The organism is Paludibacterium sp., from assembly GCF_019232825.1.
In the GTDB taxonomy this organism is placed as follows: domain Bacteria; phylum Pseudomonadota; class Gammaproteobacteria; order Burkholderiales; family Chromobacteriaceae; genus Paludibacterium.
Map to the genome: position 1 here is coordinate 24,905 of NZ_JAFAND010000025.1, position 16,610 is coordinate 41,514.

Annotated in this window: 18 protein-coding genes; 9 read left to right on the forward strand and 9 right to left on the reverse strand. The window is 64.3% G+C overall.

Features of this window, described 5'->3' with window-relative positions; genetic code table 11:
- Positions 1-13: 13 nt before the first annotated feature.
- The 4 genes from JOZ06_RS02340 (at position 14) to JOZ06_RS02355 (ending at position 3,898) form a co-directional block, all read left to right on the forward strand.
- The gene (locus tag JOZ06_RS02340) at positions 14-880 is read left to right on the forward strand and encodes a GyrI-like domain-containing protein (protein WP_293228260.1); all 867 of its coding nucleotides are present in this window, start codon (positions 14-16) and stop codon (positions 878-880) included.
- An 86-nt stretch (positions 881-966) separates the two neighbouring features.
- Positions 967-1,659 (forward strand): electron transport complex subunit RsxB, encoded by a 693-nt coding sequence (rsxB, locus tag JOZ06_RS02345; protein WP_293228262.1) that lies wholly within the window; start codon positions 967-969, stop codon positions 1,657-1,659.
- Positions 1,656-2,288: an endonuclease III gene (gene nth / locus JOZ06_RS02350; RefSeq protein WP_293228263.1), complete on the forward strand. Its 633-nt coding sequence runs from the start codon at positions 1,656-1,658 to the stop codon at positions 2,286-2,288. Before rsxB ends, nth begins: the two co-directional genes overlap by 4 nt.
- A 119-nt stretch (positions 2,289-2,407) precedes the next feature.
- Complete coding sequence (locus tag JOZ06_RS02355) at positions 2,408-3,898, forward strand: DegQ family serine endoprotease (protein ID WP_293228265.1); 1,491 nt, start codon at positions 2,408-2,410, stop codon at positions 3,896-3,898.
- Positions 3,899-3,943: 45 nt separating this feature from the next.
- On the opposite strand, the gene JOZ06_RS02360 is transcribed toward JOZ06_RS02355, so the two are convergent.
- Positions 3,944-4,780 (reverse strand): aminoglycoside phosphotransferase family protein, encoded by an 837-nt coding sequence (locus JOZ06_RS02360; RefSeq protein ID WP_293228267.1) that lies wholly within the window; start codon positions 4,778-4,780, stop codon positions 3,944-3,946.
- Between the two features lie 175 nt (positions 4,781-4,955).
- On the opposite strand from JOZ06_RS02360, the gene JOZ06_RS02365 reads away from it, so the two are divergent.
- Both JOZ06_RS02365 and rraA read left to right on the forward strand, forming a co-directional pair.
- Positions 4,956-5,687 carry a type 1 glutamine amidotransferase gene (locus JOZ06_RS02365; RefSeq protein ID WP_293228269.1) on the forward strand — a complete coding sequence of 244 codons (732 nt, stop codon included), beginning with the start codon at positions 4,956-4,958 and terminating at the stop codon, positions 5,685-5,687.
- Positions 5,675-6,160: a ribonuclease E activity regulator RraA gene (rraA, locus tag JOZ06_RS02370; RefSeq protein WP_293228271.1), complete on the forward strand. Its 486-nt coding sequence runs from the start codon at positions 5,675-5,677 to the stop codon at positions 6,158-6,160. Before JOZ06_RS02365 ends, rraA begins: the two co-directional genes overlap by 13 nt.
- 25 nt (positions 6,161-6,185) lie before the next feature.
- On the opposite strand, the gene JOZ06_RS02375 is transcribed toward rraA, so the two are convergent.
- The 8 genes from JOZ06_RS02375 to pcnB all read right to left on the reverse strand — a co-directional run bounded on the left by JOZ06_RS02375 (position 6,186) and on the right by pcnB (position 13,386).
- Complete coding sequence (locus JOZ06_RS02375) at positions 6,186-6,659, reverse strand: GFA family protein (RefSeq protein WP_293228272.1); 474 nt, start codon at positions 6,657-6,659, stop codon at positions 6,186-6,188.
- 196 nt (positions 6,660-6,855) lie between these two features.
- The gene (locus JOZ06_RS02380; protein WP_293228274.1) at positions 6,856-8,688 is read right to left on the reverse strand and encodes a ricin-type beta-trefoil lectin domain protein; all 1,833 of its coding nucleotides are present in this window, start codon (positions 8,686-8,688) and stop codon (positions 6,856-6,858) included.
- A gap of 146 nt (positions 8,689-8,834) precedes the next feature.
- Positions 8,835-9,215, reverse strand: coding sequence for an aspartate 1-decarboxylase (gene panD, locus JOZ06_RS02385; RefSeq protein WP_293228275.1), 381 nt, complete (start codon positions 9,213-9,215; stop codon positions 8,835-8,837).
- Between the two features lie 11 nt (positions 9,216-9,226).
- On the reverse strand, positions 9,227-10,063 hold the full coding sequence (gene panC, locus JOZ06_RS02390; RefSeq protein WP_293228277.1) for a pantoate--beta-alanine ligase: 837 nt from the start codon (positions 10,061-10,063) through the stop codon (positions 9,227-9,229).
- A 16-nt stretch (positions 10,064-10,079) separates the two neighbouring features.
- On the reverse strand, positions 10,080-10,871 hold the full coding sequence (gene panB, locus JOZ06_RS02395; RefSeq protein ID WP_293228279.1) for a 3-methyl-2-oxobutanoate hydroxymethyltransferase: 792 nt from the start codon (positions 10,869-10,871) through the stop codon (positions 10,080-10,082).
- 27 nt (positions 10,872-10,898) lie between these two features.
- Positions 10,899-11,525 carry a deoxynucleoside kinase gene (locus JOZ06_RS02400; protein ID WP_293228281.1) on the reverse strand — a complete coding sequence of 209 codons (627 nt, stop codon included), beginning with the start codon at positions 11,523-11,525 and terminating at the stop codon, positions 10,899-10,901.
- Positions 11,522-12,031, reverse strand: a complete 510-nt coding sequence (gene folK / locus JOZ06_RS02405; protein WP_293228283.1) for a 2-amino-4-hydroxy-6-hydroxymethyldihydropteridine diphosphokinase — start codon at positions 12,029-12,031, stop codon at positions 11,522-11,524. The genes JOZ06_RS02400 and folK overlap by 4 nt, the downstream gene beginning before the upstream one ends.
- Positions 12,028-13,386, reverse strand: a complete 1,359-nt coding sequence (gene pcnB, locus JOZ06_RS02410; protein WP_293228284.1) for a polynucleotide adenylyltransferase PcnB — start codon at positions 13,384-13,386, stop codon at positions 12,028-12,030. Before pcnB ends, folK begins: the two co-directional genes overlap by 4 nt.
- A 425-nt stretch (positions 13,387-13,811) precedes the next feature.
- Between pcnB and JOZ06_RS02415 the strand changes: the two genes are divergently transcribed.
- The 3 genes from JOZ06_RS02415 to murB are packed head-to-tail and all read left to right on the forward strand — an operon-like array spanning position 13,812 to position 16,603.
- Positions 13,812-14,114: a hypothetical protein gene (locus JOZ06_RS02415; protein ID WP_293228286.1), complete on the forward strand. Its 303-nt coding sequence runs from the start codon at positions 13,812-13,814 to the stop codon at positions 14,112-14,114.
- Between the two features lie 55 nt (positions 14,115-14,169).
- Positions 14,170-15,597, forward strand: a complete 1,428-nt coding sequence (locus JOZ06_RS02420) for an MATE family efflux transporter (RefSeq protein WP_293228287.1) — start codon at positions 14,170-14,172, stop codon at positions 15,595-15,597.
- Positions 15,575-16,603, forward strand: a complete 1,029-nt coding sequence (gene murB, locus JOZ06_RS02425; RefSeq protein WP_293228289.1) for a UDP-N-acetylmuramate dehydrogenase — start codon at positions 15,575-15,577, stop codon at positions 16,601-16,603. The genes JOZ06_RS02420 and murB overlap by 23 nt, the downstream gene beginning before the upstream one ends.
- Positions 16,604-16,610 lie beyond the last annotated feature (7 nt).

Below are 16,610 nucleotides of genomic sequence, written 5' to 3' on the forward strand. Positions count from 1 at the left end.
TGAGGAGAAAGCCATGACCGATGAACGTGCGCAGGCCTACGCCAAACGCTTCAACCGGGTGTTCGATTACATCGACCACCATCTGGATGAGGATTTGTCGCTCGATCTGCTCAGTCAGGTGGCCAATTTTTCCAAGTTCCATTTCCAACGGCAATTCACCGACTATTGCGGCATCAGCGTCAGCCGCTACATCCAGCTGGTGCGCATGAAGCGCGCCTCGTACCGGCTGGCGTTCAACCCGCTGGAGCGCATCATCGACATCGCGCTCGAAGCGGGCTTCGAAAATCCGGAATCGTTCTCCCGCGCCTTCAAGCATCTGTTCGGCCAGACGCCCAGCCAGTTTCGCGCCAACCCGGCCTGGGAGGACTGGTGCCAGCGTTACCACCAGCACCGCCGCAAGCGCAAGCTCAACCGCGAGGTGACCATCGTCGATTACCCCACCACGGCGCTGGCCGTGCTGGAGCATGTCGGTTCGCCGCATCAGATCAACCACAGCGTGCGCCGCTTCATCGAATGGCGCGCGCAAACCGGACTCGCGCAGGGCGACGGCAGCCTGGCCCTCGGCATCGCCTACGACAATCCGGAGACCACGCCGGCGCAGACGTTCCGCTTTGGCATCGCCAGGTCGGTCGAGGCGCCGGTACCGCCCAACCACCATGGGGTAGTCAACAAGACACTGCCCGGCGGCCGCTGCGCCGTGCTGCGCCACACCGGCGCGCACGAAGGGCTGTGCGAGCAAGTGCCCTATCTGTATCGCGATTGGCTGCCGCAAAGCGGCGAGGAATTGCGCGATTTCCCCTTGTTCTTCCACTACCTGAATTTTGTGCCGGAGACGCCGGAGCACCTATTGGTGACCGACATCTACCTGCCGCTGAAATAGGCGCGTTCAGGCGCTTGGCGGCACGGTTGAAGGCCGCTTCACTTCATCGGATAATGACTCCCTTTTAGCCGTCTGTCCTTTGCCGCATGTCTCAGCCCGTCAAACCGCCCATTAGCGCCGATGACATCGACGCCATCCTGCCGCAAACCCAGTGCCGTCAATGTCGCTTCGACGGCTGCCGGCCCTATGCCGAGGCCATTGCGCGCGGCGAGGCCGACATCAACCGCTGCCCGCCCGGCGGGCTCGACGGCATTCGCCGGCTCGCCACGCTGACCGGCCAGGCATTTCGGATTTTCGAGGCAGACGCGCCGCAACCGAAGCCGCGCGAGCTTGCGCTGATCGACGAGGAAAACTGCATCGGCTGCACGCTGTGCATTCAAGCTTGTCCGGTCGACGCGATTCTCGGCGCCGCCAAGTCGATGCACACGGTGCTCGGCGACGAATGCACCGGTTGCGCGCTGTGCGTCGCGCCCTGCCCGGTCGACGCCATCCGCATGGAACCGGTCACCCCCGCGGTGGAGGGGCTGTCGGCGGAGCGCTCCGCACTGGCGCGGCGCCGTTACCAGTTCCGTTTGGCACGGCTTCAGCGCGAACGAGAGGAAAAAGCCGCACGGCTCGCCGCGCGCTCGGCCGCGCCCGCCCCGGCCACGGCGCCGACCGCCGCGCCGCAATCCAGCGCGGCCAATATGCTCGACGAGCAGAAAAAAGCCGTTATCGCCGCCGCCATGCGCCGTGCCGCCGAACTACAGGCGGCGCGCAAAACCGGAGACAAGACATGAACGACGCCAAACGGCGCGAGATTTTCCGTCGGCTGCAAGCGCACACGCCCAAGCCGACCACCGAACTGATCTATCGCACGCCGTTTGAGCTGTTGATCGCCGTGCTGCTGTCTGCCCAAGCAACCGACGTCAGCGTCAACAAGGCCACCACCCGGCTGTTTGCCGTGGCCGCGACCCCGGAGGCGATGCTGGCGCTCGGCGAAGAGGGACTGATCCCCTACATCCAGACCATCGGTCTGTTTCGCAGCAAGGCGCGCCACATCATCGCCACGTGCCACCTACTGCTCGAACGGCATGGCGGCGACGTGCCGCCGCAACGCGAGGCGCTGGAGGCCTTGCCCGGCGTCGGCCGTAAAACCGCCAACGTGGTGCTCAACACCGCCTTCGGCCAGCCGACCATCGCCGTGGACACTCACATTTTCCGTGTCGCCAACCGCACCGGCATCGCGCCAGGCAAAGACGTGCGCGCGGTCGAGGACGGCCTGGTGCGCAAAGTGCCCAAGGAATACCGCCAGGACGCCCATCATTGGCTGATTCTCCACGGCCGTTACGTTTGTACGGCGAGAAAGCCCCATTGCGCGCGCTGCCTCATTGTCGATCTCTGTGAATTTGCTGCAAAGACGGTATGATGATGAAGGGAATGCGCCTCTTTAGGAACATTCCCGCTTGAAAATGGTCGTCTTGCCCCGAAATTCGTTGGGTATATCTTGCCCGACCAACTGATTCAAGTTGCATAAAGGATAGCCCTGTGACCGTGCGTGTCCGCGTTTTGCTCGCCGCCTCTTTGTCGCTCGCACTGCTGACCGGCTGTGACCAAGTGCAAAAATGGTTTCACAAGGACGAGCCTCTCGCTCCCGTCGTGATTCCCGCGCAACAGGATGGCAAGATCGGCATGCTGCTGCCCGATTTCACCCAGCTGGTGGAGCGGGATGGTCCGGCCGTAGTCAATATCCAGGCACTGCGCACCGGCATCGCCGCCGATGACGACAGCGCGGATGCCGGCACGCAAGACGATCCTTTCTTCGATTTCTTCAAGCGCTTCATGCCCAACCCCTACGATCAGGGTAACGATGGCCAGCAGCAGGATCAGCCGCAAACCGACAGCATCTCTTACGGCTCGGGCTTCATCATTAGCCAGGACGGCTACATCATGACCAACGCCCATGTGGTGCAGGGCGGCAACCCGATCAAGGTGGTGATGACCGACAAGCGCGAGTTCAAGGCGCGCCTGGTCGGCCTGGACAAGCGCACCGACGTCGCGCTGTTGAAAGTCGACGGCTCGAATTTGCCGGTAGTGAAAGTGGGCGATCCGGATCAGCTCAAGCCGGGCGAATGGGTGGCGGCCATCGGCGCGCCATTCGGCTTCGAAAACTCGGTAACCGCCGGCATCGTGTCGGCCAAGGGCCGCAGCCTGCCCGATGAAAGCTACGTGCCCTTCATTCAGACCGACGTGGCCATCAATCCAGGCAACTCGGGCGGACCGCTGTTCAATCTGCGCGGCGAGGTGGTCGGCATCAACTCGCAGATCTACAGCCGCTCCGGCGGGTTCATGGGCATTTCCTTCGCCATTCCGATCAACTTGGCGATGAACGTCGCCGATCAGATCAAAATGAAGGGCAAGGTCAGCCGCGGCCAGCTCGGCGTCAGCATCCAAGAGGTGACGCAGGAATTAGCGCAATCGTTCGGCCTGTCGCAGCCGCGCGGCGCCCTGGTCGTGCGGGTCGACCCGCAAAGCGCGGCCGCGCGTGCCGGCGTGCAGCCGGGGGACATCATCCTGCAATTGGATGGCCGCCCCATCCAAAGCTCCAAGGATCTGCCGCAATTGGTCGGCAACATGAAGCCGGGCAGTCAGGTCAAATTGCGCGTTTGGCGCAAGGGCGGCGAAGTGGTGCTCAACGTCACGCTGGGCGAGCTATCGAACGATACCGCCGCGCAGCCCGCGGCCGAGCCCAATCAACCGCAAAGCTATCAATTCGGCAAGCTGGGCCTGATCGTCAGCGAAATCCCGCCGGCACAGCTCGCGCAGATCGGTCTGCGTGGCGGTCTGCTGGTGGAAAAGGTCAAAGGGCTCGCGGCGCGCTCCGGCCTGATGGGCGGCGATGTGATCATCGGCGTCAATCAAACCGAGGTCACCACGATCAAGGGGTTCGAACAGGCTCTGGCCAGTTCGCGAGGCAATATCGCGCTGCTGGTACGGCGCATGAGCGACACGCTGTACATCCCGCTCAAGCTCAACTAGCCGGCAGAGTCGGCCAGAAAAGGCGCCGGACCACCGGCGCCTTTTTCATGGTTGCGCGCCGCTAGCCAGCATGTCCAACGCCGAATCCAGCACAAACCGGGCAGTACGGTCATCCGTGCCATCCTGGCGGTGCCACACCGCCGACAGCCCCGCCCACGCAGCCACCCAGCACAACAGGCGGCGCCGCTCCAGTATCGCCTCCGCCGCCACCAACGACAGCAGCCGTTGCAACCGCCCCGGCGCTTCGACCATCTCGGCCGTTGGGTTACAGAACAGATTGGCGTAATCGAAAGCGCGCTCGCCGTAGAGTCCTTTGGGATCGATGGCAAGCCAACCGCGCGCCGGGCTGAACAGAACGTTGCCATGGTGCAGATCGCCATGCAGCGCCACCTCGTCGCGCGGCGCGGCCAGCAGCGCTTCAGCCAGCATGGCTGCCTGGCGCACGGCGATGCCATGCACGGCGGCCTCGGCCGACAAGTCTTCAAACCAGCGCGAGAGCGGCATCAGGTCCGGCGCAGGCTCGCGCCCCGGACGATGCAGCCCCGCCACCGTGCGGCACAGGATGCGGGCACACTCGTCGTCCTCGCCGTCCGCCGCCATGGCCGCGAGCCCCGGCGTGGCAGCCAGGCACTCCATCAGCAACGCCGGGCCGTGCTGGCCGAACACCTGTGCCGCCGGGCGGTCGTCCCACCACGCCATCAGGCGGTTGCCGCGCGCCTCCTCGGCGGTCATGGCGATTTTCAACATCGCCGACTGGCCGCGCCAGCGCACCGGCTGCAGCACGCTGGATGCGGTATAAAACGGCCTTCCTTCGGCTTTCAGTTGCCAGTGGGCGATATAACGCGCCAACAAGTCGGATGGTTGACAGGCCAAGTTGACCATGACGCAAACCCTATGGGGAGGCTGAATAGCGACATGGACTCCACTTCGTGAGAGAAAATTCCTCTAAGGGGGAAAAATAGCGGCGTCAAGCAAGCACAGTCCGCGCGCCGACCCATTTGGCATAAGCAGTTGCTTTGCTGCTAAGATGGTCCATCCTGACGCAGCCACAACGACAATGAAACCCATCGCCATTTTTCAGCACCATCCTGAAGACGGCCCCGGCCATTTTCTCGATTTTGCCCAGCGCGCCCATGTCCCCGTCGTCTTGTTCCGCGGCGACCAAGGCCAGCCGTTGCCGACCTCGATCAAGCCGTTCTCGGCCTTGGTATCGTTGGGCGGGCCGATGAGCGTCAACGACCGGCTCGATTTCATCGAATACGAAACCCTGCTCATGGAAGAGGCCATCGCCCACGACATTCCGATTCTTGGGCACTGTCTGGGCGGCCAGTTGCTGGCGCGCACGCTGGGCGCCGAGGTGCGCGCGCTCGTTCCGGCCGGACGCGAGATCGGCTGGTCCCGCGTCGCGCCGGCGGACGGCGCGCTGCCGGACTGGGTCGCGCCCCTTGCGCAAGGGGACGTGTTTCAATGGCACAACGAAAACTTCTCGCTGCCGGCGAACGCCAGGCTACTGCTGCAAAACGCGTCTTGCCCCCATCAGGCGTTCCTGCATGGGCCGCACCTGGGCCTGCAATTTCACATCGAAATCACCGCGGACAAGATCCGCGCCTGGTGCCGCGAGAGCGGCGACGAGGCGCGCCAATGGGCGCACCTGCCCTCGGTGCAATCGCCCGAAGCCATGATGGAGGCGCTCGACGCGCGTGTCGCCGTCTCCAACCGCATGGCCGACGCCCTTTATCGCCAGTGGGCGCTGGCGCTTCATCCCGGGAGAACGCCATGTCTTTCATGACCACCGATCTATGCGACGCCTTTGCCGACCGCATCGCCGTGGTGGCGCCGATGCTGCGCCACTATGGCGGCGCGATGCGCTTTGCCGGTCCGATGGCGACATTGAAGTTATTCGAGGACAACGCGCTCGTGCGCACCGCGCTTTCGCAGCCGGGTCTTGGCCGGGTGCTGGTGGTGGATGGCGGCGGATCGCTACGCTGCGCGCTCTTGGGCGATCAGTTGGGAGAACTCGCGGTGAAAAACGGCTGGGCGGGGGTGGTGGTCTACGGTGCGGTGCGTGATTCCGCGGCGCTCGGGCGTCTGCCGCTGGGCGTACTGGCGCTCGCCACCCACCCGATGAAATCGATCAAGCGTGGCGAGGGGCAGCAAGCGCTTGCGCTCCATTTCGGCGGCGTGCGTTTCGAGCCCGGCCACTGGCTCTATGCCGACGAGGACGGCACGATCGTGACGCCGCAGGCACTGCCGGCGACGTAGCCCGCCCGGCCATTGGCAAACAACCCTACTCCAGCGGCGCCTCGGCGTGCGGCGCGTGCTCGCGCCGGCGCCGCCGTGGCGGCAGACGCCCCTCCTCCATCGAACGGGCAAAGGTCGGCAGGTTCGCCAGCACTTCCGGCACCGCCCAGCCAAGCCGGTATTCCCACCACGTATGATGCTCGGGCCGCAGGCTGTCGGGCTGATCGAGCGAGCACAGCGTCAGGTCGATTTCGCCCGGGTCCGATTCATGCCGGTAGGTGAGCGACGTGCCGCAGCGACGGCAAAAGCCCCGCTCCACCGCCGCGGAAGAGCGATACAGCGCCAACGGCTCTCCCCGCCACTCCACCTCGGAAGTTCGCACGGTGAGCCAAGTCAGAAAAGCCGCGCCGCTCGCTTTGCGGCAGGTGGGACAGTGACAATGGGTCAGATAGCTGGGCTGGCCGCGCACCACGTAGCGAATCGCTCCGCACAAGCAGCCGCCGGTCAGTTGCTCCTGCATGTTGCGCTCCTTCGGTTGCCGGCCCGTAGAGGCTAGGCCGTTTTTTTACTATGGATGTTGCAGCGCATAATGCCAAGCGGAAATGTTTGACGATATTTGCATGAAAGCAACCGCTGATCCGGCGCGTGCGCTCGGCTACCTCCTCCTCAACTTGACATCCTCCCCCGCCTAAAGTCGGGGGAGGATGTCAAGACAGTTAGGGCTCGTAGGCGCGCCAGGCGCACAGCCCGCGCTCTTCCCCGCCGTCGCAGTCGGCGTCGCGCCACAGCGGCGCCACGCTATTGCCGGCGCCGGTGCTCACCACGGACGTGCGTGTCGCCACATTGTAGAGCCGATCGCCCTCACGCCCCGCCCAACGCCACTGTTGAAAACCGGTTTGTTCGCACGGCGCGGCCCTCACCACGCCGTCACGTCGGCCATCCAAGCACAGCGAAGGCGTGCCGACCGACACGAACTGGCCTTGGCGGGTATGCCGCCAAAGCTGGTGCGGGGAGCCATCGCATACCGCGGTCACCACCTGCCGGCCGGCATCCCAAAGACTGAGGCAATGTGTCCGTTCTTGCCGGTAGGCTTTCAGCATGACCGGAGCTTCCGACAGAAAATGGCTAGAGCCCCAGTCGACGCTGAAGGTATCGCGAAAGCGCAACGAGACCGGCTGGTCGAAGGTATCCACTTCGCCGTCGCCGATGAAGGACATCGGCGCGCGCACCTCGGCGCTGGAGACGAGCGTGAAGGTGCTGCTGCCGGTCTTGCCGGGCGGCGCATGGTAGGTGACGAGGAAGCCGGGCACGAAGTTGGCGTACGACATGGCGCTGAACAGCCGTTGATTGACCGGCATGGCGCCATCGACCACCGCGCTCTTGGCATGGAACATATCGGCCCCCAGCGCATTTTGCCATTGCACGTCGAGGCGATTGCCGGCGCTGCGGTTGACGACCTCGTACTCGTTGAGCTTGTACTTGAGCGTCGTGGTGGCGATGGCGGTGTCCGTGCCGGCGTAACCGAAAGTGCCGCTGGGCGAGCTGCCCAGGGAGACCGACGCGGTCAATCCGCGCTGTTTCATGTCGCTGCGCACCACGTCGACGTCCAGGCCGCGCGGCGTATTCTTCGGCACATGCTCGATCAGGCTGACATTCAGATCATTGTCCGGCGAGAGCGTGACCCCATAGCTCCCCGCATACGGCCCGAACCAGGTGGAACGAACACGGCGCCCCCATCCCTTGATGCTGACATGATCGTCATGGCGCTGGCTGTCGGCCAGATGCCAGCCGGCGCCGCCCGGCCCCTCCAGCCCCTGGCCAATGCGCAGCAACTTACCCGGCGGCAACCCAGCCGGCGCCCCCGCGCTATCGCTGGAGAAATAATCGAGCCGCACCGTGGCATGATAGGCGCCGTTGGCCGCGCAAGGATCGACATGACCGGAAAAGGTCACACCGGAAACCAGGCCGCTGTGTTTGTTGACCTTTTGCCGGAACGGGCACGACAACGGCGCATGGGTAAAGGTCAGGTAAAGCGACTTGCCGACGAGCGGCTCGGCGCGCGGCGCTGCGGTCTCGCGCTTACCGCGCCAAGGGAGTTGGCGCTCAAGCTTCATTCTCAACAAGCCCGCCATGCGCAGATGGCCACCGTAGTCCGCGGCATGAAGCCAATCCCGTCCACTCGGCGAGGGCACGATGACAACCAACGGCTTGCCCACGCGCACCCCCATCAGCGGCGCGGTCATCTGATCGACGAGCGCAGCATCGTGCACCTGCGTCGCATCCAGGATCACCAGTTTCCCGCCGATCAAGCTTTCGCGCGCCTTGGCAGCCAGCTGCATCGGACTGTCCGCGGCAGTCAAATTGAAATAAGCCAGCGGCCATTTATTCAAGAGGGTAATCACGGCCCGTCCCGCCGGCGAGGCTTCGCCAAAGGAGGCGGGACGGTCGGCGACGCTGCCTGCTTGCGCAGGCAGCGTCGGCCACAGAGAAATCATGCCGACCATCAGGATGGCTGGCCAGGGTGTGCGATGACGCTGCGATGCCTGCATGATGGATTGCTCCCTCGGAACACGAATGACCGGGGAAGGCTAGGCAGCGGCGGACGAGACAACAAGCTTGCGCGGGGGGAATATTTTATGGCTGACGAATATGGAAAGGCAGCGCGGGCCGCCGGGACGGCGACGGCCCGTCGTGGTTACGCCGGCTGGGTGGGCACGGCGTGCTGAACTTCGGTCATCTGATTGTTGGCATCGACGAACACCAGTACCGGACGCAGCCCGGCCAGTTCATGTTCCTCGTATTGCGCGAAGGTGGCGATGATCAGCAAGTCGCCGACGGCGGCGCGGCGCGCGGCCGATCCGTTGACCGAAATGATGCCCGAACCGCGCTCGGCCTTGATGGCGTAAGTGGCGAAACGCTCGCCGTTGGTGACGTTCCAGATTTGAATTTCTTCAAATTCGCGGATGTCGGCGGCTTCGAGCAGATTCTCGTCGATGGCGCAGGAACCGATGTAGTGCAATTCGGCATGCGTGGCGGTCACGCGGTGCAGTTTGGATTTGAGCATGGTGCGTTGCATACGGGTCTCCTTCAGTCGCGTCGCACGTCGACATTGTCGATCAGTCGGGTTTTGCCAAGGCGGGCGGCGGCCAGCACCACCACGTGCCGTTCGCCGGCATGCGCGATTTCCAGCGTATCGGCCTGGCGCACCTCGACGTAGTCCACCAGCCAGCCATGCGCTTCCAGATCTTGCCGCGCCGTCTGCTCCATGCTGGCGTAATCGCTGTCGCCATTAAGCAGACGCTCGCGGATCGCATCCAGGTTGTGATAGAGCCGCGGCGCCTCGGCGCGTTCCGCCGGGCTCAGATAGCCGTTGCGCGACGACAGCGCCAGGCCGTCCCCGGCGCGGCCGGTATCGACGCCTTGAATGGCGATGTCGGCATTCAAGTCGGCCACCATGGCGCGGATGATGTGCAGTTGCTGAAAATCCTTCTTGCCGAAGCAAGCGACATCCGGGGTCACGATGTTGAACAGTTTGGTCACCACCGTGGCCACGCCGCGGAAATGCCCGGGGCGGAAGGCGCCGCACAACTCGTTCTGAATATGCGGCGGTTCGACGTTGAAGTCTTGCTTCACGCGCGGATACAGTTCCTTCTCGTCCGGATAGAACAGCACGTCGACGCCGGCGTCGCTCAGCTTCTGGCAATCGGCCTCGAAGGTACGCGGATAGGCGCCGAAGTCCTCGCCCTGGCCGAACTGCAGTCGGTTGACGAAAATGCTGACCACCACCTTCGGTGCTTGACGATGCGCCTCGCTCACCAGGGCCAGGTGGCCCTCGTGCAGATTGCCCATGGTTGGAACGAATGCCACCCGGCCAGCCGTCTTGCGCCAGGCGCGCATGTCGGCGATTGTGCGGATGATTTCCATCTTAATGCCTGTCCTTTCAGAAACAGTGTTCAGGCGCCGGGAAACTCTGATCCTTCACCGCGCGCACATAAGCGGCCACAGCGTCCTGAATGCTGTCCGCCCCTTGGAGAAAATTCTTGACGAAGCGGGCCTTCTTGCCCGGATAGACGCCCAGCATGTCATGCAGCACCAGCACCTGTCCGCCGACATGGGGGCCTGCGCCGATGCCGATGGTCGGCACCGGCATGGCGGCGCTGATACGCGTGGCCAGATCGGCCGGCACGCATTCCATCAGCACCAGGCTCGCGCCCGCGTCCGCATGCGCTTTGGCATCCTGGAAAATACGATCGGCGTCGGATTCGCTCTTGCCTTGTACGCGGTAGCCGCCGAAGGTATTGACGAACTGGGGCGTCAGACCGATGTGCGCGCACACCGGCACGCCGCGATCGACCAGGAAGCGGGTCGTTTCCGCCATGAAGGCGCCGCCTTCGAGCTTGACCATGTGAGCGCCGGCCTGCAACAGCCGCGCGCAGCTGGCGAAGGCCTGCTGCGGCGACTCCTGGTAGCTGCCGAACGGCAGATCGGCCAACACCAGCGCGCGTTTGGTGCCGCGCGCCACGCAGCGGGTGTGGTACACCATCTCGTCCAGCGAAACCGGCAAGGTCGAGTCGTGGGCTTGCACCACCATGCCAAGCGAGTCGCCGATCAGCAAAATATCCACGCCGGCCTCATCCAGCAAACTGGCGAAGCTCGCGTCGTAGCAGGTCAGCATGGCGATCTTCTCGCCCTCCTGCCCCATTTTGCTCAACGTGCTCACAGTCATTTTCATGCCATTCATCCTCATGGCGTCGGAAACTCAGACGCTTTTATTGAAGTAGCTGCGCTGCCCGCGCATCTCGTTGAGGCAGCGCAACAATAAATCAAAATCCTCCTGACTATCAATCAGGTTCAGGTGGTCGGTGTTCACGATCAGCAGCGGCGCGGCTTCATAGTCATAGAAAAACTGGCTATAGGCTTCGTGCACGCGCTTGATGTAGCCATCGGGAAACCCACTCTGGCCACGCGCCGCGAGCCGGCTTGTCAGAGTCTCGGGCGAAGCGTCGAGGTAGAGCACCAAATCCGGCGTCGGCGGCTCGATGGCGAGTGCCCCAGCCAGTTGCCGGTAGAGCGCGAGCTCATCGGCGTCGAGATTGATGGCGGCGAACAGGTTGTCGCGCTCGAACATGAAATCGGCCACCACCGGCTGATTCATCAATTCACCCTGCTGCATCAGGCGCGCGGTGTCGCGCCGCGCCAGGAGGAAGCTCAATTGCGCCGACAGCGCGTGGTGCTGAAACTGGCTGTAAAACCGCGGCAGAAACGGGTTGTCCTCCGGCCGCTCGGCGACCAGGGCCATGCCCCAGTGCTCGGCCAGGCGCCGGGCCAACGTGGATTTTCCGGCACCGATCGGCCCCTCCACCACCACATATCGTCTTGTGTTCATTCAGGACTTTCGTTGTCTTCGTCTTCGCTTGGCAGGCGCCCGATGCCCTCGGCGGGGCAGCGCGCGGCCAGATCGCCCGCGCGGCCGTGCGCGCCGATCGGCAGATCCGGTGCGAGTTCGGCCAGCGGATAGAGTACAAAAGCGCGCTCGTGCATGCGTGGATGCGGCAACGTGAGATCGGGGCCGTCAAGCATGGCATCCTGATACCACAGCAGGTCCAGATCCAAAATGCGCGGCGCGTTGCGGAAGCTGCGCACGCGGCCGAAATCGGCCTCGATGGCCAACAGCGCGTGCAGTAGATCGACCGGCGCGAGCATGGTATCCAGCTCGGCGACGGCGTTGATGAAATCGGGCTGATCCAGATAGCCGACGGGTGTCGTGCGAAAGAGCGACGAGGTGCGCGTCAACGTCGTGTCGGGCAACAAGGCAAGGGCCGCGAAGGCGGCCCTGATTTGCCGTGCCGGGCATTCCAAATTGCTGCCCAGCGCCACAAAGGCCCGCGTCATGCATCGCTCTCCGGCGCGCCGCCCGGCTTGCGCCGGCGGCGCGGGCGGCGCTTGCGCGGCGCGCGCGTCTCGCCCAGATCGCTTGTCTTGGCCTGCTCCAGCAGCGCCTCGCGTTCTTCGGTGTCGCCATGCTGGAACGCCGCCCACCAATCGACCAACGCGCGGGGCACTTCGCCGGCCTCGGCGCGCAGCACCAGAAAGTCAAAGGCGGCGCGGAAGCGCGGCTGCTCGAGGAAACGGTAGGGGCGCTGGCCGATCCGGCTGTCGAATCGCGACTGCAGCGTCCAGATCTCGCGCATGGTGACGCTATAGCGGCGGGGGATGGCCAGCGTTTCGTCCTGCTCGCTCTCGACCTCGCCGATCGCGTGCAGCAGCGCCGGCAACGGCCGCTCCCCCTCGCTCATCAGCGCTTGCCAGTGCTGGTTGACTTGGCGCCACAACAGCGTGGCGAGCAGAAAACCGACCGAGATCGGCTTGTCCTCGCGCATGCGGGCATCGGTGCTGGCCAGCGCCAGCTTGAGGAAACGATGGTCGTCATCCTCGCCGCCCAACACGGCATCCAATAGCGGGAATACGCCATGCGACAGGCCTTCGTCGCGCAGCTTCAACAAACAGGCGTACGCGTGGCCCGACATCAGCAGCTTGAGCATCTCGTCGAACAGGCGCGCGGCCGGCTCGCGCCGCAACAGGTGCGCATGAGCGCGGATCGGCTTTTGCGTGTGCGCGTCGATCTCGAAACCCAGTTTGGCCGCCAGCCGAACCGCGCGCAACATGCGCACCGGGTCCTCCTGATAGCGGCGCGCGGGCTGACCGATCATCACCAGCCGACGCGCCTGCAGATCCTTGACGCCGTGCTGATAATCGATAATGGTCTCGTTCTTCGGGTCATAGAACAGCGCGTTGACGGTAAAGTCGCGCCGATGCGCGTCCTCTTCCTGCGTGCCGTAGCTATTGTCGGCCATGATGCGGCCGGTCTCGTTGGTGTCGTTGATGCTGCCGCCACGGAAAGTGGTGACCTCGATGGTTTCGGGCCCCATCATGACGTGCACGATGCGAAAGCGGCGGCCGATGATGCGCGAGCGGCGGAAACAGTGATGCACCTGCTCGGGCGTGGCGTTGGTCGCCACGTCGAAATCCTTGGGGGAAACGCCTAACAGCAGATCGCGCACGGCGCCGCCGACCACATAGGCGGCGAACCCTTCTTCCTGCAGGCGCGCGGTCACTTTAAGCGCCGCGCGGCTCAACGCTTCGCGGCGGATGCCATGCTGCGCGAGTGGAATCACACGCGGACGAACTCGGCCCTTGCCCAGGCCTGCGGGCAGTTCGAGCATTTTACGGAAAAGCTTGCGGATCATGAGGGATAGGTTTTGTCGGGTGGATGTGCCGGGGGCGACAGTCTCAAGTGCCGGATTATAGCCTGAATCGGCTGCGAATAAATACCCGATTCATCTTTATCCGATGCTCATGATCGGGCTTGACAGCATCCGGCCATCGACGGATGATGACATAGCGCCGATTTGAAACAGCTTGCGGGCGCGGTAAAAATGCCAGCTAAAGCGTCAGAAACGGTCACTACCCGCTTCGCGCCAAGGCCAAGCGGGTTTTGTTTTGGCATTCGCTCCGCCACCGTTTCATTTCGACACGTGATTCACGGCCTCGCTCACGCGAGTGCCGGCGCCGAGTTAATCGACAACTTGCAGGGCGCCGAAAAATCCTGCTAAAGCGTCGCCTGGCGGTTGTCGGCCGGGCGCGCAAGCCCCGTAACCGACAGGAGCGAACCATGTACGACTGCCAGACCGACGCTTGCACCGACTTTTCTTTTGCCTTTTTTGATGCCGTGGGATGCGCTAGACCCCTTGCAGGAACCCTGACCGCCACGCCGGCCACCCCCACCGATGCCGATAGCCTCGCCACCCTGGCCGCCTATGCGGACGGTCTCGGGTATCCGGTCGAGCGCCATGACGGCGCGGTGATCGTGCGCGAGGTCAGCCTACCCGACGCGCTCGCCATCAACGCCCGCTTCGGCAACCAACTGATCATCAGCTGCGACTTGCGGCGCGACCCGCCGGTCCGCTTCGGCTAAGGACCGGGAGCGCTTGCCTCGGGTATAATGACGGTTTCCGTCTCACGCCCACGCCATGCACTTCGACTTGAACCGCACGCCGTCCGCCCGCCTGTTCGCCGACGCGCGCCAGATCATTCATCTGGCGCTGCCGATGATGGTGGCGCAGACCGCGCAGGTGGCGACCGGGTTCGTCGACGCGGCCATGTCGGGCCACGTCAGCACAGAAGACTTGGCGGCGGTATCGATCGGCTCCAGCATTTTCCTCACGACTTACGTGACCTTGATGGGGCTCGTCACCGCGCTCAACCCCATCTTGTCGCACTTGTTGGGCGCGGGCGAGCACGAACGCATCGGCGCGGTGGGCCGCCAAGGATTATGGTTTGGCCTCATCATCGGGCTGATCGGCACGGCGCTGCTTTTCGCGGTCCAGCCGCTATTGCGCTCGGTTCTGCACCTGCCGGCCGCGGTGGAAGACAAGACCATGCTATTCATCACCGGCACGGCGCTGGCCATGCCGGCGGCCATGGTGCACCGGGCGCTGCACGCCTTCGCCGCCAGTCTCAACCGGCCGCGGCCGATCATGGTCATGAGCATCGCCGCGCTGCTGCTCAACATCCCGCTCAACTACATCCTGATCCATGGGCTCTTTGGCATGCCGCGCCTGGGCGGCGCCGGCTGCGGCTGGGCGACGGCGGCGGCCTTCTGGTTCAACGCCGCTGCGCTGTTTTGCTACATCGCCGCCAACCGCCATTTCCGCCCCTATGGCCTGACGCGCCGCGTTGATCGGCCCGACTGGCGCGCGCTGCGTGAATTTTTGCATCTCGGCCTGCCGATCGGCCTGTCGTTCTTCGTCGAAATCAGCCTGTTCGCTTTCATTGCGCTGTTGATCGCGCCGCTGGGCGCGCTGACCGTGGCCAGCCACCAGGCGGCGATGAACTTTTCCAGCATCATCTACATGGTGCCGCAGAGCATCAGCAGCGCGCTGACCGTGCTGGTCGGCCAGCGCCTGGGAGCCGACGACGCGCGCGGCGCGCGGCGCATCACCGGCGTCGGCATCGCGCTCGGCCTCATGGGCGGCGTGCTGATCATGCTGGCAATCTTTCTCTGGCGCAGCGACATCATCCGTCTCTATACCGACGATCCCCGCCTGATCGAACTGGGCGCCTCGCTGCTGTTGTTCGCCGCGGTTTATCAACTGACCGACTCGACCCAGACCATCGCCTCCGGCGCCTTGCGCGGCTATAAGCTGACCCGGGTGCCGATGTTGATCCACGTCACCGCCTTCTGGGGCGTCGGCTTGGCCCTCGGCGTGCTGCTGGGACGCACGGACTGGCTCGTCGCGCCGCCGATGGGCGTTTACGGTTTTTGGACGGCGCTGGTCATCAGTCTTTCCGCCGCCGCTCTGCTATTGATCTCTTATCTGGCGCGGCAAAGCCGCCTGAGACTGACCGCGCCCTCTTCCGCCCTGGAGTCCCCGCGTGAGCTTGACGTTCATCGATAACGCGCCGTTGAAGGCCCTCAATACATTCGGCATGGATGTCCGTGCCGCCCACTTCGTCCGTCTGACCGATCTGGCGGACCTGCCGGCGCTCTTGGCCAGCCAACCCTACCGCCAGGGGCCGGTGCTATGGCTCGGCGGCGGCAGCAATCTGCTGTTCACGCGCGACTATCCGGGCCTGGTGGTGCAGGTGGCGCTCAGCGGCCGCAAGCTCGTCGCCGACCAAGGTGAATCGGTGCTGGTCGAGGCCGCCGCCGGCGAGAATTGGCACGACTGGGTGCGATACACGCTGACGCAGGGCTGGTTCGGCTTGGAAAACTTGAGCCTGATCCCCGGCTCGGTCGGCGCGAGCCCGGTACAAAACATCGGCGCCTATGGCGTCGAGGTCAAAGACACGCTCACCGAAGTTCTGTGCGCCGACCTCGACCAGGGCGGCCGGCTGGTCACGCTCACCAACGCCGAGTGCGCCTTCGGTTATCGCGACAGCGTGTTCAAGCACGCCGGCGGTCAACGTTATCTGGTGTGCGCGGTGCGCTTTCGCCTATCGCGCGCGCCGCACGTCAAAACCGGTTACGGCGATATCGAGCGCGAGCTGCGCACCCTGCCCAGCTGGCCGACGCCGACGCCAGGCGATGTCAGCCAGGCGGTGATCAACATCCGCAAGGCCAAACTCCCCGACCCGAGTGAGCTTGGCAATGCCGGCAGCTTCTTCAAAAACCCGGTGGTGCCGCAAGCGCTCGCCGACGCGCTGGCCGGCGCGCACCCGTCCCTGCCGCGCTATCCGGCGGGCCCGGGCCAGTGCAAGCTCGCCGCCGGCTGGCTGATCGAGCAGGCCGGCTTCAAGGGACACCGCCAGGGCGATGCCGGCGTGCATGAACGCCAGGCGCTGGTGCTGGTCAATTATGGCGCGGCCAGCGGCAGCGAGATCCATGCGCTGGCGCAGGCTATTCAGGCCGAGGTCGAGCGGCGCTTCGGCGTGCGGCTGTCACCCGAGCCGGTCATCATCTAAGCGGGAG